This window comes from Halostagnicola sp. A56, from assembly GCF_000691505.1.
In the GTDB taxonomy this organism is placed as follows: Archaea; Halobacteriota; Halobacteria; order Halobacteriales; family Natrialbaceae; genus Halostagnicola.
This window is the reverse complement of record NZ_JMIP02000020.1, coordinates 103,831-118,390: the sequence shown is the minus strand read 5'-3', so window position 1 is coordinate 118,390 and position 14,560 is coordinate 103,831. Positions and strand designations below refer to the sequence as shown.

Here is a 14,560-nt window from a genome sequence, read left to right as displayed (position 1 = left end):
GCGACTGCCCCGATCAGTCTTCGGTCGATGCCGAATCGGCGTCCGTGACCGTCTGATCGACTCGCCGCGTGAACACGGTTGCGAGCGCCGGTCCGGAGATGTTGTGCCAGACGCGAAACAACGCCGGGATCAGTGCGGCGACCGGGCCGAAAAACGCCTCCGCGAGCGCGACGGTGTGGTAACTGGAGCGACGGCGAGGGGTACTGCTTTGTTTGCTCGCCGCCAACCCCCAACGCGATGAAAGAACCAGTTCGGACGCTCCTCACCGGCGCGACAGGCTCGCTCGGGCGGGAGTTGCGGCCTCGCTTGCACCATGCAGGTCACGACGTTCGAGCGACGAGTCGGTCGCCGCCGTCGGAAACTGCTGATCACGCCGAGTGGGTCACGTTCGATCTGAAAGACGGAACGGGGCTGTCGGACGCCGTCACGGGTGTCGACGTCGTCGTTCACGCCGCGTCCGCCCCCCGCGGAGACAGTGAAGCGGTCGACGTTCGCGGGACCGAGCGGCTCCTCGAGGCGGCCGCTACCGCCGGCGTTTCGAACTTCGTGTACGTCTCTATCGTCGGCGTCGACGAGATTCCGTACTCGTACTACGAGCACAAGCGAGCCACCGAACGAATCGTCGAACGCTCTCCCGTTCCCGCGACGATCGTCCGTGTCACGCAGTTTCACGAGTTCGTTTTCGGATTACTCGACGGACTCTCGTGGGCGCCGATCTGGCCGCTTCCGACCGATTTTCAGACACAGCCGATCGAAACCGGTGAGGCAGCCGCGGCGATCGTCGACCACGCGACGCTCGAACCGGCTGGATGGGTACCGCCTGTCGGCGGTCCCGAGATTCGGACCGTCGGCGAACTCGCTCGCGCCTACCGCGACAGTCGATCCGCGTGGCGTCCGATCGTTCCCGTCCCGGTTCCGGGCGCCATTGCCCGCGGCTTCCGGGCCGGCGAGGCGACGTGTCCAGAGCGGACCGTGGGTTCGGTGACGTGGAAGCAGTGGCTCGAGAAGCCGAAAACCGATTCAGAACCGTAAGCCGTCTCGATCGATCGGCGAGTTAGTCGGCAGCGAGTTTGTCCAGACCGGCCAACTCGATGTCAGCGCCGTCGACGGAGGTACGAAGCGAGTCCATCCCGTCGTCGCGGTCGATATCGAAGTCGCTCTCGTACAGTTCTTCGACGCGAGCTATCTCCTCGTCGGTGAGTCTCGGCACGTCGCTTGCCGCCGCCCACTCGTCGATATCGGCTTTCGTGCGGAACGTCGGCGTCACGGAGGCGACCGGGTCGTGGGAAAGCAACCAGGCGATGGCGGCTTGCCCCATCGTTCGCTCGCTCGAGCCATCTCCAGCACTGTCCCCTGCGCGCTCCAAGAACCGCAGCTTCTCGAGTTTCTCCCAGCCGGTCTCGTACCAGGCGTCGGGGCGGAAGCCGCGGTGGTCGCCCTCGCCGAGTTCCGTCTCGGGGGTGACCTGTTCGTTGAGGATGCCCGAGGAGTGGGGAACCCGCGGGATGAGACTCGTCGAGGAGCCGGTTCGCTCGATCGTCTCGAGGAAGTGGTCACCGACCTCCTGCTCGAGTACGTTCCAGACGAGTTGCACCGAGTCGAACTCTTTCTCGATGGCGAGGTCGCCCTCCGCGAGCCAGCCGATCGAGGGGCCGAGCGCGAGCCCCGTCGCGTCGATCGTGCCTTCCTCCTCGAGCTCGTCGAGCAACTCGAGCACGTCCGGCGTGATCTCTGAGACATCCGCGTTGTGGAGTTGGAGCAGATCGATCGAGTCCATCTCGAGGCGCTCGAGGCTCTTTTCGACGGCCTCCCGGAGGTACTCGGGGTTCATCTGCTTCGGAATCTCGCCGTGACCTGCCTGGGGATTGTTGTAGAAGTCGTAGCCGACCTTGGTCGCGATCGTAACCTCGTCCCGGACGTCGGACAGCGCTCGCCCCACGATCTCCTCGCTGCGGCCGTGGCCGTAGACGTCGCCCGTATCGACGTAGGTGACGCCCCGATCGACGGCGTACCGGAGCATCTCGATCGCGTCCTCCTCGGAGCGGTCGCCCCACCAGTCGGTGCCGACGGTCCACGCGCCGAAACCGACCTCGCTGACCTCGAGGCCGGAGTCGCCGAGTTCGCTGTATCGCATACGCACACGTTCGGAGCGAGGGGACTTAGGGTGTACGGAACGTCCCCACCCGGTGGGAATTTTACGTCGGTTGGCTCCGTTCCTGAACCGCTCTCGCTTCCGAGACCGAACTGCTTACAGTACCGCTCCGTAAGGAACGCATATGAGTGAGATCTTCCCGCGTCGGTTGGGGTCGTTTCTCGCGTTTCTCGTCTTCGTGGTACTGCTGTCTACGCTCGTTCTCGGCCTGATCAGTGACGGCCCGTTGCTCGAGTCGATGGAGACGATCGTCGTCGTCCTCGCCAGTCTCGTTGGGTTCCTTCTGGTGATCGGAGCTATTCTCCTCGTCGGCGTCCTGTGTGCGTTCGTGTTCGCTCGCGTCATCTCGTTCGTGTTCTCCTGAGCACAATTTCCGTTGCACCAATTTTGCCAGATACGGGCTCGAGCGGCTCGTAACCGGGTGTATTTCCGGTCGTCCGGCAAGCCGATCGGACAACCGAACCCCTATGCCCTCCGCGACAGTATTCGATTCTATGACAAAGCGGCACGTCTCGCTTCCCGAGGAGGCAGAGGCGGGAATGCGGGAGTTCGTAGCGGAGGTCGACGAACGACTCTCGAGCGACGAAGACACGTGCAGCGTCGTCGAAGACGTGCTGATCGATCTCTCCGGGGATCGAGAGGCCTACGACCGCTGGCAGGCCGGCGGCTCGGTCTCGACGGCAGAGCGCGTCCGATTGCAGAGCTACGACCCGTGTCATACGACTCTCGAGAGCGAGTACTACGCCGAGAAAGACGAGGAGAAGTTCCGCAGATCCAAACACCTCCAGTGGCTCTGGCGGCAGTTCGACAGCCTTCCCATCGCGGACAACGTCGAGTTCGCGCTCCGATTCCGACGGATGCTCGCCGACCACCTCTTCGAGGAGTGTGGTGACAACTGTCGGTTCTTCAAGGGGATCTCCTTTACGTACGGTCACAACATCACGATCGGCGACAACACGGTCGTCCACGACGACGCTCACCTGGACGACCGGGGCAAACTCACCATCGGCGATCGCGTCTCCGTTTCCGACGGCGTCCACGTCTACAGCCACGACCATGACGTCGTCGATCAGACCTCCGTTCGAAATTTCCACACGATAATCGAAGACGACGTTCGGCTCACGTACGACTCGATGGTCCGTGCGGGCAACAAGGTCGGCGAGAACGCCATCGTCGGCGCGCGCGGCATCGTCCAGCACGACATCCCTGCCCACCACATCGCCGTCGGCATGCCAGCCAAGAGCGTGAAGATCAAACCCGGCTGGGAGTCGGTCGCCACGCCGATCGAAGACGCGGGCGTCAACCGCCAGGAACAGCGACACCTCGAGTACGACCTCGACGCCGATCTCGAGGTGTTCGACGAGTTCCAGCGCGACCTCGAGCCGCCGAACTGAACGGTCCCGCGAAACTGACTCTCCGGACGGTTGAACGCAGGGAATAGCCAAGTGTGTGGAGTGCGTTACACTCACACATGGACCCCTGGGGGTGGCTCGTCGGCTACGTGGTCCTGTTCGCCCTGCTTCACCTGCTGTTGTACTACCTGTACGTCCGTCGCGCGGACGACGACCCGTCGTCGTCCCCGTCGTTTTCCGAACCCGACCGCGGCCGACCGCGGACCTCGCCCCAGTCACCACACGAGCACTACGCGCCGCGCCAGGAGTTCGACGACCCCTCGGAACTCGAGGCGACCCTCGAGTTCGACGGCGAGACGATCCAGTGTCCCCACTGCGGGGCTCGCAACGAGTCGGATCAGACATTCAGTTACTGCTGGAACTGTGTCTCGTCGATCCACCGCTAAGCGAGTCGGACAGCCCGGCCTCGAGCGCGTCGAGATGGTCTGCGCCAACGACGGCGACGACCGAGCCATCCGCCCGTCGCGCCCGCAATTGCTCGACCATGCACCGTTCGCGTGCGTCGTCGCGATACGCGGTCGGACGTTCGACCTCGTCTTCCGTCCCGCCGAGCAGCGCCCGGACGCCGGCGACGTGTGCCCGCTCGTGGGCCGCCTGCGTCTCCGGATCGTCCGCGCGCGTACAGGAGTACGATACCGGCTCGTCGGCGGCGACGGTCAGCGATGTCGCGTCGGTGACGGTCGCGGCGACTCGGCTGGTCAGCGCGTCTCTGGTCGCGTTCCCGAGACTCGAGAGGACGCGTCTGGCGGTCGACGGCGAGACGCGGTCGGCGACGAGTCGGGCGACGAGTCGGCGGACGAACGGCCAGTTCGGGGCGTCGATACCGACGACCTCGGTGTTCGAAACGGCGTCGATCGCCGCGCTCATCTCGCCGCCGAATCGGGGCGGAGATCGCTCGTCTCGAGCGTACGCGCGATACAACGGGACCGCGGCCGAGGGTAACTCGAGGGCGAGCGTGTCGGGGTCAACCCGCTCTATGACCGTTCGAACGCGGCCGATACTCGCCGGGTGGTCGTGGACGACACCGAGGAGCACGACCTCGCCGCCGGGGTGACGAATCGAACGACAGAACTGGGCGGTGACTCGAGGATCGTCGACGACGGTCTCGATCGAAGACGCGGCCATCTGATGACGGATACCACTACGCGAGAGCGATCATAACCGTTTCGTTATCACCGCAAGTGGATCGTTACCCGAACGAACCGTTCTGTTACTCGCGAAAGTCCGCCGTTTCTCGCGTGAAACGATCGGTGGATTCGAATAGCGAGGGTATTACTCCGGGTCGAATCGATCGCGTCGACCGGCCCTCGCGATCGACGATCCGGTCTCGAGACCGAATACAAAGGCGATATCGCGCCCGTTCGGGCGTGTTGTGGGAAGTAATGGATCGTGAGCTTCGACAACGGTTTCGCCCGTTTATCCGACCCGAATCCGTTGTCGGAGGCGGATAGCCGGTAGTGAACACGTCTGGGCCGCCGATCGGCGACACGTCGAGGTCGGGCCGATCGATTCGTCGTCGCCTGCCGTTTCCCGACTCGAGATTCGGCCATCCCTCGAGATCGACGCGGTCGCCCTTCTGGATCGTCGCCGTCCTCGCGCGACCGTTCGCGATCTAGCGGACGGACGGTGCACCCCTCGGCCGGATCGACGAACGCCAGTACATCGCTCAGACGACGAACGCCAGTACCTCGCCGAATCCACCTCGGCTGGACAACGCGCGCTCGAGGCCGGCTGTGAGCGCTCGCGCCCGAATCACGCGACACCGGACACACTATGCGGGAGACACTCGAACCGTGGGATACCGGAAAGCGGGTATTGAACGCCGACGGGACCGTAGTCGGGCGTCTCTCCCACGTCGAAGACGGTCGCGGCTACGTCGTGCTCGACCCGACCCTCCTCCAGACGATCAAAGCGAAACTCGGCTGGGGGTCGGTCACCGACGACGCACACCCGCTCGATTCGGGGAGCATCGAGAAGATCACGGACGATGCCGTGCACCTGCGCGGAACGCTGTGACCCGCTCAGTCCGTTACGCGCCGGTCGAACGCAGAAATCGGCCTCGCAGTTGCTTTGTACCGGCGGAAGGCGCCGTGAGCCCACTCGAGTGCCGCCGTCGAATCGTTCCGGATCACGCCGTGGTAGGTCAGGTCGTCGTCGAACGGAACGACGTAGGCGACCGACTCGGTCGGCGTCTCGACGATCGAGAGTTCGTAGGGGACCGTCGGCACCGTGTAGATGTCGACCTCCCCCTCGAGCGCGCCGTCGCCTAGCAGATCGGCGTGATCCGTCAGCGTCACTCGCGCCAGCGATTCGGTGACGACGAGTTCGACGTCGAAGTCGTCGTCGATCGCGCGCTCGCGAAACTGCCGTCGGAACGCCGGCGTCCTATCGGCCGCGGCGATGGCGCGAAATCGTTCGGCACGGTCGATCAGCTCGACGATCTCCCCGAGCGGTTCGTTCGGCGCATGTGCCGGGACTTCGAGCAGGGTAGCACCGCGAATCAGGTCGGTAGCGATCGGTGTCTCCGTGGGTAACTCGCCGAGCAGATCGCTCGTCCGCGCGATCGACTCGAACGTCTGCCGACTCCGTCGATGGGCCGTGAGCGCGAGTCGACCGGCGACGGTCAGACGAAACCCGTCCTCACAGCGTCGAATACAATCGAGTGCCTCGAGTTCCCTGATGGCTCGATCGATCGTCGACCGGGAGCAATCGAGAACTTCGATCAATTCGCGCTTGGCCGCCGGCCCGGCGTCGAGGTGCTCGAGCAGCGGCGAACGCTTGGCGACGGTCCGTAAAACGTCGTCTCCGGTACTCGAATGCCCCATCCTCACCTATTCGACGACGAGCGACGAGTAAAAAGTTCCCGATCAGGCGGTCGCGTCGGCGTTTAGACGCCCGTACTGTAGCGTAGAATGCCCGCAAAGCCGCCAAAGGCGTTGTACAACTGTTCGCCCTTTTCGAAGTCCGTCGAGATGAACTTCGTCTCGGTCCCGCGCTGTTCGGCGATCTCGATGAGGTGGTCGATCGCGTCCTCGCGGTCGCCGTCATCGGCCTCGATCGCGGTTCCACACTCCGAACACTCGTGGTCCGGCGTGGAATTGCGCCGATCGATTACTTCGTAGTCGGTGTTCGAACACTCCGGACAGTCGAAGACGACGACGTCGGAGCGCAGGTCCTCGCTGATCAACAGCGTCTCGACCGAACCCATAATGAGGTTGTCGCGGGTCTGCTCGAACCCGTAGGTCGCCCGCTCGCCCGCATGGAGTTCCTCGAAGAACTCCTCCATCTCCTGTTTTTCCTTCATGACCTCCGCGTCGGCAAGCGCCTCCTCGGCGTTGTCGACGAGTTCCTTCAGACCGGACTCGTCGGTGTAGGAGACGTCGAACTTCCCGAGGACGTTGTCCTGGATCTCGTGGTGGAGGTAATCACCGTCGAGGAACTCGTCTTTCGTCGGTGAGGGACCGCCGACGAGAATCCCGTCGAGTTCGTGACGTTTCGCCACGAAGAGGTCGTTCGCCATCCCCGCGACTTCTTGGTAGAAGTTATCGATCGCCTCGAGGCGCAGTCGGGCGAACCGCTGTGCGGACTGGCCACCTTTTCGCTGCTTGCCGGGAACGAGCGAGGAGGCGGACTTGACCGGCTCGATGCGCTTGCCACGCAGCCAACCGACGTTCGCTTCGCGCCGGTCGAGGACGATCAGGCCGTACAGCCCGTTGTCCGCCAGCATGTGCTCTAACGGTTCGGTGAGAAAGTCCGAATCGCAGTGATACCGGAAGGATTCGACGGGCTGGGGCGGGCTCTCGAGGACGTTCGTGACCATCTCCGTCTGGCCGCCGCCGGCGTCGACGGCCCCCGAGAACATGACGAGCCCGTTTTCCGGGGGAAACGTATCGTAGTACCGAAGTCGGTCTTTGATCGAGGTCAACGCGTCCTGGACGTTGGTCCGGGTTTGCTTCGACTTGATGTTGGCCGCCTCGGAGTGTTCCTGCGTGACGTGTGCGACGACGTCACTGATCTGGCGATCGTCGGGAACATAGATAGTCACGAGTTGCGTTCCCGACCCCTCGTAGTCCTTGAGATCCTCGATAACCTTCCGGAATTCGTACTTCTTATGCTGTGAGTAATCTTCCGTATTACTTTTGTCGGTGGAACCCATTATTGATCTTATGGTAGATAAGACCACCAAGACAGTAAAGGTGCCCGATTATTTTTGAGTTATGGTTGGAAGCGTTAATATTCTGTGGGTAAATTCACGGGGCCATCTAAAATATATTGTGGGGATCATACACTACTGTGAGTTGAACAAATCAAACAATTCATAGAATATATAATAATCGAGAGGGTGAAAATCAGGCTATCTCACCACCTATGTTCGAAGTACTACAAAATGGTATATTCCGGCCGCGTCTCGAGTGACTTTCATTGCGGATCCTCACCAGATACCGCCGAGCGTACAGTACGGCGCTTTCTATCGGTTGATTCTCAGTACTCACGGTCGGAGAGCGTCAGCGCCCATCTCTTTCGACAGTCGACGGGCTCTCAGGCGTGTGCTGGATCTCCCTCTGTGTCGACGTAGATCATGAGTCTCGAGCGATCTGTGGTCCGATATGTGCAGAGGACGGTGACGAGAGGACGCCGCGTAGTTGTCCACGAACCGAACGGTTCTCATATTCAGCCGATGGGACGGGTCGTATTTAAAATTGGTTGGTCCGCAAACCGCTGTAGGGGCCATGGTCTGGACGGTTTCACGTTCCGAGTAGGGGAGCTACGGACGAGTGCTGTCCTCGTCGTCGACGATGGACCCAAATGTCAGCTTTCACTTTGACTTTTCGAAGTACTCGAGGACCGCATTCGCGGTGACGAGTCTCGATTCTCTGCGTCGAATCCAAGCCGGATGTTTTCTGTTGACTCGAGATGGTGATTGTACACTCGACTCTCCCCTCGTCTTATCGATCAACGTTCGTCGATGTGAGTCGCTGCTTCCCGTCTCGAGACCAACGCGATCATCTCTACTCGTGGTAGACGCTCTTTGACGATTTTTCGATCTCGAGGCAGTATCTGCTACGCAGGACCCTGGCCGGGTGTAATCTGACCATCTCTCTATCGCGTCCTCCGATCGGAGTGCGGTTCATCCTCGGAACGCTTTTCACCCGTGCGGCGGGACCTTTCGTCCGATGGCGTACCCGGAATCGGTCGATGTGACGGATCTCTCGCCACTTGCGTGGCGACTTCTTCGTGTAGCGGCCGGATACGAACAGCGGGGCGTCGAACGTGCCATTGAGGGTATACTGCAGGCCCATATTTCGATGCTCGAGTCGGGCAATCGGATGCTTTCACGATCGCGGAGACAGGCGCTTTTCGACCTCTACGCGGCCGAACTCGAGGATAGTCAGATCCGAGCCATCGCCGAGGAGTTCTGACCGTCGGCCCGGTCGATTCCACGACCCGCAAGCGTCTTTATTGGCTGTCAATCGATGCCCCGTGTCGACCTCTCCGACTGGAATAGACGTCACCGAATTCTGCAAACTTCGAAAGAATTAATCGTGAAGATACTAAGAGAACGCGTGTATCAATGATACAACTCGGAAATTCACAGGCACAGCACCGCGTACTCGTTTTCCTCGCCGTGTTACTCGGAACCGGGATCGTGGCGGGGGCACCGACTCCGAACGGGTTGCCACTGGACGGACAGTACGCCCTCGCGACCATGTTCTTCGCCGGAGCGCTCTGGGTGACCGGAACGCTCCCGCTCCCCGTGACGGCGCTGTCGATCCCGATCCTGTTGACGGGATTCGGCGTTTACGCGAGCATGGATGATGCGCTTCGGGGGTTCGCCGACCACATCATCTTCCTGTTTATCGCGGGGTTCATGCTGGCGAACGCGCTACAGAAGTACGACATCGATCGGCGAGTCGCACTCTACATGATGGCCGTGATGGGGACGTCACCGCGTCGACTCGTTCTGGCGGTGATGCTCGCGACGGCGTTCATCTCCATGTGGGTGTCGAACACGGCGACGGCGGCGATGATGCTCCCTATTGCGTTAGGGGTGCTCGCGCAGGTCATCGGTCGCGAGGGCATCGAAGCGGCGGCGGCCGCTCCGGACGCGGATGTCGATCCGGAGATGTCCGCAGACGGCGGTGCGACCGCCGCCTCGGCGGGTAACGTGGACGGCTTTACCAACATTCAGGTGTCGATGCTTCTCGGGACGGCCTACGCCGCTAGCGTCGGCGGCGTCGGAACGCTCATCGGGACGCCGCCGAACGCGATTCTCGCCGGGCAACTCAACTCCATTCTGGACTACGATATCGGGTTCGCACAGTGGCTCCTTATCGGCATCCCAATCGTCGTTTTGACGCTTCCGCTGGTCTGGTACATCCTCACTTACTGGCTCTATCCACCGCGAATCGCCGACGTTGAAGACGCGCGAGCCCAGGCCGAGACGTATCTTCAAGAAGAGGGCGAGCTCGGGACGCACGGTCGCCGCGTAGCCTTCATCTTCACCGCAACGGCGGTGCTGTGGGTACTCGGGGGTCTGGGCGAGTTCGTCGGCCCCTACCTCCCTGCGGCGTGGGAGACGACGCTCTACGGCGGTGAAGGTACCTCCGTGTTCGGCACGGAGGGCCATCAGGGGTTGCTCTACTACGTCATGGTTGGGATGTTCACTATTCCGGCGCTCGTGCTCTCGGATACCATGGAGTGGGACGACCTCGTCGATATCGACTGGGGAACGATCTTACTGTTCGGTGGCGGTATTGCGTTGGCGGACGCGCTCGCTGCAACCGGAACGACGGAGTGGATCGCGGACACCGTCTTCGGATCGCTGACGAACGCGCCCATCGTCCTTGTGGTCTTCGTCGTCGTCCTTCTTGTAATTTTCCTGACGGAAATGACATCCAACACCGCGACGGCGACCATCATCGTTCCCATCCTCATCGGCATTGGGAGTGTCTTCGCGTCGACGCTTGGTCTCTCTGACGTCGCCGCTGCGGTGTTCCTCGCTGTCTCTGGAGCCGTCGCCGCGAGTTTCGCGTTCGCGCTTCCGGTGGCGACGCCGCCGAACGCCATCGTCTTCGGTTCGGGATACATCAAACAGGAGCAGATGATGAAAGCCGGCATCATTCTCAATATCGTGATGACCGCTGTACTGACCGGCCTCATCTGGTTTATGTTCCAGTTCGTCTGGCCGACCGTTCTCTGGTAAGCAGCAAACACCATTCCGTTCAACCCGACCAATTATCACCGATTCCAAACTCTATCGAATACATGGAGCGCCTCTCCGTCTACACTGCGACGTTTGCTGTCATCGGGATTATATTTGGCTTCAACGCGCTCGCCCTGTCCGCCACTGGAGAGTGGGGACTCCCCACGCTACTGATCGCGATCGGTTCGGTGGTGATGATCGCTGGTGCCGTGTACGAGTTGGTATCGACCGATCCATCTGCGTTCACGGTCTCGTCAACTGATCTCCTCGTGATATTCGTTGGCGGCTGTTTGAGTCTCGTTGGCGTTACCTTGGAATATCAAATGTAGGTTGTCACTCATCGTCGATCGATTCCGTTCGGATATAGTATGGTCCCTCCCAGTCTTGGACCCACTCCGGGGACCGCATTGTGGGACCGCAACTGGTTCGCTTCGTACGATTTGTCCGGGAAGACGGTTTCTTCCTCGTTAGTTCCTTCTACACGGGCCACAATTTACATCACCGAGTCTTGGTCTTCTGCGGAAACCAGTTGCTTTTTTCTCCGTCGTGGACGTTCCCCGGAGAGTCGACCTATTCCCGCGGATTAAACGTAGCGGCTATTTCTGAACTAGTGGTATTCAATCGACTCGTAATCGATTTGACGGCGCGTATCCACTATCCTTACGGTCGATCCCAACCTCGGTCGCTTGCTGGCGGGTCAATGATCGGTAGCTCTCTCCAGTAATTTCTCGATAGTAGAACAGCTTGACCATACCCCGAAACGAATACGATGTGGGGTGCCACTCGGGATATTGATCCTCGGGATACGCGAATGGGTGGTCGAGAGCTGCAAACGCACTGTAGAGACTTGTTCCCCGTTCCAAGCGTTTCTCGAGCTCAAGTGAAATGGCAAACGTATCCGACATTCGGGGAGTGTAGGATCTCATCAGGCGTATCGTAACATCTTGAACGGGGCAGCGGCGGTTCTCTCTGGGCAGTACGTGCAGGTTAGTGAAGTGGCGGCATTCTTGGTTGTCGTTGGCTTCGTCGCTCTGGCGTCGACGTTCTGGTTGACGTTTCCGATCGGGGCTATCAGCGGGAGCATCCATGAGCGGGTGGCGCTATACGAATCCAAGTGAGCGTCGTACCAGTAGTTTCGATGCTCATATTTTCACACGACGTACGGATCTGTCGACATATCCCCATGTAATTTAGAAGTTGGTTCGTATTTTATTAAGCACGATTTGCGTGTCATGCGCTGAATCAAACTTTGATTATGACTCGATGGTTTCAACAGAGCATGTAATTCCTACTCTTAAGGTTCTGTTCAAGGCAATTGGGCGATCCAGAAGCGTCGAATGTGATCGTCCGCTCCTCGTTAGGTGAAAGGTGAAAATAGTTGTCCGAGAATTGGCCGTCAATTGGAACGTCAAGCGCGACGAACAACGCAGCAGCGTCAGTCCTGATCGTCACCTCGTCTTCGTCGACGGAGACTGTGAGATCCGGTTCCGGCAATTCGAGATGCTTGTACTCTTCGAAGAACTCGAACGCTGGGTATGTCTTGTCGCTCCCGTCGAAAGTGATACTGAGGAACGTTTCTTCTGTGGGAATGTCGTCTGTCAACTGATCCGGATCTACAGTTGCGACGCAGTCGCTTTCAAGTGCTGCGATGGAGACGCTTTCGTCAACCTCTCCCACGAGCTCCCCGTTAAAGGTGTAGGACTCGACGGTTATCTCCCCGGAAAGGGATTCTCGTTCATCGTTTGTAAGCCAGATTTCGACGCCATCGTCGCTCATGGTCGTCGAGAGCAGGACCGGTGCGTAGATACGACGGCTAATGTGTTGGAGCGCTTTCCAGTCGCCGCCGTATTCGACGGACGACCACGACGCGCAGGGCCAGAGGTCGTTCAACTGCCAGAACAGCGTACCCATGCAATTCGGCTTTTGTCGCCGCCAGTGTTCGATGGCAACTTTCATCGCGAGACCCTGCTGTACCTGGCTGAGATAGACAAAGTCTTCAAAACTAAACGGAATACGGAACGACGCGGCCATCCGCTGAAGTATTGTCCGGTTTCCACTCTCGTGTCTCTGGTGGTGCTCCATCAACGGTGCGGTCGGATTGAGCTCCCCTTCCGGGAGCACTGACAAGAGAGCATCAACTGAAGGGAACGACTGGTATCCGAACTCCGAGACGAATCGTGGTTCGACCGTCTCATATTCGTCAAAATCTGCGCCATCATGCCAGACGTCCCAGTAGTGGAGATCACCTTTATTCGTCAGATAGGGATCTTGCATCCCGGTTCCGCTCGACGGCGATCCGGGCCAGTAGGTCCGGGTCGCGTCCTCTTCGGCTACAGCGTCGCCGATCACGTCGTAGAACAGTGTCTCGAAGTCCTGCTTTAATTGTTCTAGTTCGTCGGCATCGTCGAACCAACTTTCGAGGCCCATTTCAACCTCGTTATTTCCACACCAGAGAGCGATTGACGGATGGTCCGCTAGCCGACGGACCTGATATCGAACCTCTGCCTCGACAGATTCCAGATACTCCTCATCGCTTGGATATAGCGCACAGGCGAACATGAAGTCCTGCCAGACAAGTAGTCCACGCTCGTCACAAGCTTCGTAGAAACCGTCGCGCTCGTAGTACCCGCCACCCCAAACGCGAATCATATTCATGTTTGCGTCAACGGCGCTGTCGAGCAGCGAATCATATCGGTCGCGCGTGACCCGCCCGTGCAGTGCATCGGCCGGGATCCAGTTAGCTCCTTTCGCAAACACCGGTACTCCATTGACCTCAAACATGAACGACTCACCACCGTCCTCTCGGTCCGTTTCGCGAACGAGTTCGAGTTCTCGAAATCCGAGGCGGGTAGATGTCTTGTGCGAAGGATCGGATGGAATAGACGAGTTAACTGCTGCCACACCGCCGTCGGCTGTTACCGCATCCGTGTTGCCCGGTACCGGCTTTGGGTCCGCGTCGATAGCTACGGTAAGATCATAAAGCGGCTGGTCGCCGTACCCGTTCGGCCACCAGAGATCGGGGTCCGAAACGTTGAGGCTTACCGTTACCTCATTGCTTCCCTCAGTGACATCAACAACCTCACGCGTTGCCGTCTCTGCAACCTCAGCAGTTAGCACCGCTTCGTCATCGGACGGTGCGTCAAGGCCGACGATTACGTCAAGGTTGACGCTATCAGCGTCGTGATCCTGTACAGTCTTCGTGTACTCGATCCGCGGTTCGGAGTACGCCAGCAGTTCAATATCCCGCCAGATACCGACTGTCGGAAGGCACGGCCCCCAGTCCCAGCCGTAGTGGCACTGAGCTTTTCGGATGAAGTTTCGTCCCGGTTGGTCAATCGGATACCGTAGTGTCGGGACCTGGTATTCATGGTTCTCCGAGCGTCGGGTGCTGTACTCGACAGGCGAGTCGAATCTAATGTCTACCTGATTTTCTCCGACCGTAAGGATATCACTGACATCGAACTCATGCTTGCGGTGCATATTAGCAGTTTCACCCACGACTTCACCGTTGATCCGCACCGTCGCAACGGTGTCGAGGCCTGCACACCGCAAACGTATACGATCCTCGTTGAGAAAGTCATCGTCGAGTGTCACGGTGCGTCTATACATCCAGTCTGACTTTCCAACCCATTGTAGGTCGAGTTCGTTGTCAGCGTCGTACGGATCGGTAATTTCGCCGGCATCGAGGAGATCTGTGTAGACCCCGCCGGGAACTGATGCCTCGAGCCAGTTATCTGCCTCCAACTGGCGAAACTCCCAACTACCGTTAAGCGACTCTATCCGCATACTCTG

The 14,560-nt window shown here is 59.8% G+C and carries 14 protein-coding genes and 1 pseudogene; 9 read left to right on the top strand and 6 right to left on the bottom strand.

From position 1 onward, the window contains the following. Positions 1-13: 13 nt before the first annotated feature. Positions 14-172: pseudogene (locus EL22_RS11665) on the bottom strand (bile acid:sodium symporter family protein); the annotation flags it as partial. A gap of 65 nt (positions 173-237) precedes the next feature. Between EL22_RS11665 and EL22_RS11660 the strand changes: the two are divergent. After that, on the top strand, positions 238-1,032 hold the full coding sequence (locus EL22_RS11660; protein ID WP_050051668.1) for an SDR family oxidoreductase: 795 nt from the start codon (positions 238-240) through the stop codon (positions 1,030-1,032). Between the two features lie 22 nt (positions 1,033-1,054). Here the strand turns inward: EL22_RS11660 and EL22_RS11655 are convergent, their stop codons facing one another. Continuing rightward, entirely contained in the window at positions 1,055-2,134 is a 1,080-nt protein-coding gene (locus EL22_RS11655) for an aldo/keto reductase (RefSeq protein ID WP_050051667.1), read from the bottom strand. Between the two features lie 142 nt (positions 2,135-2,276). Here EL22_RS11655 and EL22_RS11650 point away from each other — a divergent pair, with 142 nt between their 5' ends. The 3 genes from EL22_RS11650 (at position 2,277) to EL22_RS11640 (ending at position 3,950) form a co-directional block, all read left to right on the top strand. Then, the gene (locus EL22_RS11650; protein WP_050051666.1) at positions 2,277-2,516 is read left to right on the top strand and encodes a hypothetical protein; all 240 of its coding nucleotides are present in this window, start codon (positions 2,277-2,279) and stop codon (positions 2,514-2,516) included. 130 nt (positions 2,517-2,646) lie between these two features. Beyond that, complete coding sequence (locus EL22_RS11645; RefSeq protein WP_050051665.1) at positions 2,647-3,546, top strand: acyltransferase; 900 nt, start codon at positions 2,647-2,649, stop codon at positions 3,544-3,546. 77 nt (positions 3,547-3,623) lie between these two features. After that, positions 3,624-3,950: a hypothetical protein gene (locus EL22_RS11640; protein WP_050051664.1), complete on the top strand. Its 327-nt coding sequence runs from the start codon at positions 3,624-3,626 to the stop codon at positions 3,948-3,950. Here the strand turns inward: EL22_RS11640 and EL22_RS11635 are convergent. Continuing rightward, complete coding sequence (locus EL22_RS11635) at positions 3,910-4,689, bottom strand: hypothetical protein (protein ID WP_050051663.1); 780 nt, start codon at positions 4,687-4,689, stop codon at positions 3,910-3,912. The two genes, EL22_RS11640 and EL22_RS11635, sit on opposite strands and share 41 nt — an antisense overlap. 332 nt (positions 4,690-5,021) lie before the next feature. Between EL22_RS11635 and EL22_RS17230 the strand changes: the two genes are divergently transcribed. Together EL22_RS17230 and EL22_RS11625 are read left to right on the top strand one after the other, a co-directional pair. Next, positions 5,022-5,180, top strand: a complete 159-nt coding sequence (locus EL22_RS17230) for a hypothetical protein (protein ID WP_156184114.1) — start codon at positions 5,022-5,024, stop codon at positions 5,178-5,180. Positions 5,181-5,337: 157 nt separating this feature from the next. Further along, positions 5,338-5,580: a hypothetical protein gene (locus tag EL22_RS11625; protein WP_050051661.1), complete on the top strand. Its 243-nt coding sequence runs from the start codon at positions 5,338-5,340 to the stop codon at positions 5,578-5,580. A gap of 5 nt (positions 5,581-5,585) precedes the next feature. Here the strand turns inward: EL22_RS11625 and EL22_RS11620 are convergent, their stop codons facing one another. Continuing rightward, positions 5,586-6,389 carry a winged helix-turn-helix domain-containing protein gene (locus tag EL22_RS11620; RefSeq protein WP_050051660.1) on the bottom strand — a complete coding sequence of 268 codons (804 nt, stop codon included), beginning with the start codon at positions 6,387-6,389 and terminating at the stop codon, positions 5,586-5,588. Between the two features lie 62 nt (positions 6,390-6,451). Next, complete coding sequence (gene prf1, locus EL22_RS11615) at positions 6,452-7,720, bottom strand: peptide chain release factor aRF-1 (RefSeq protein ID WP_050051659.1); 1,269 nt, start codon at positions 7,718-7,720, stop codon at positions 6,452-6,454. A gap of 1,018 nt (positions 7,721-8,738) precedes the next feature. On the opposite strand from prf1, the gene EL22_RS11610 reads away from it, so the two are divergent. From EL22_RS11610 to EL22_RS11600, 3 genes are all read left to right on the top strand, one after another. Then, positions 8,739-8,984, top strand: a complete 246-nt coding sequence (locus EL22_RS11610) for a hypothetical protein (RefSeq protein ID WP_050051658.1) — start codon at positions 8,739-8,741, stop codon at positions 8,982-8,984. A 152-nt stretch (positions 8,985-9,136) separates the two neighbouring features. After that, positions 9,137-10,768 carry an SLC13 family permease gene (locus tag EL22_RS11605; RefSeq protein ID WP_082146762.1) on the top strand — a complete coding sequence of 544 codons (1,632 nt, stop codon included), beginning with the start codon at positions 9,137-9,139 and terminating at the stop codon, positions 10,766-10,768. A 62-nt stretch (positions 10,769-10,830) separates the two neighbouring features. Further along, entirely contained in the window at positions 10,831-11,097 is a 267-nt protein-coding gene (locus EL22_RS11600; protein WP_050051657.1) for a hypothetical protein, read from the top strand. A 940-nt stretch (positions 11,098-12,037) separates the two neighbouring features. On the opposite strand, the gene EL22_RS11595 is transcribed toward EL22_RS11600, so the two are convergent. Further along, entirely contained in the window at positions 12,038-14,554 is a 2,517-nt protein-coding gene (locus tag EL22_RS11595; protein WP_050051656.1) for a glycoside hydrolase family 2 protein, read from the bottom strand. Positions 14,555-14,560: the final 6 nt, after the last annotated feature.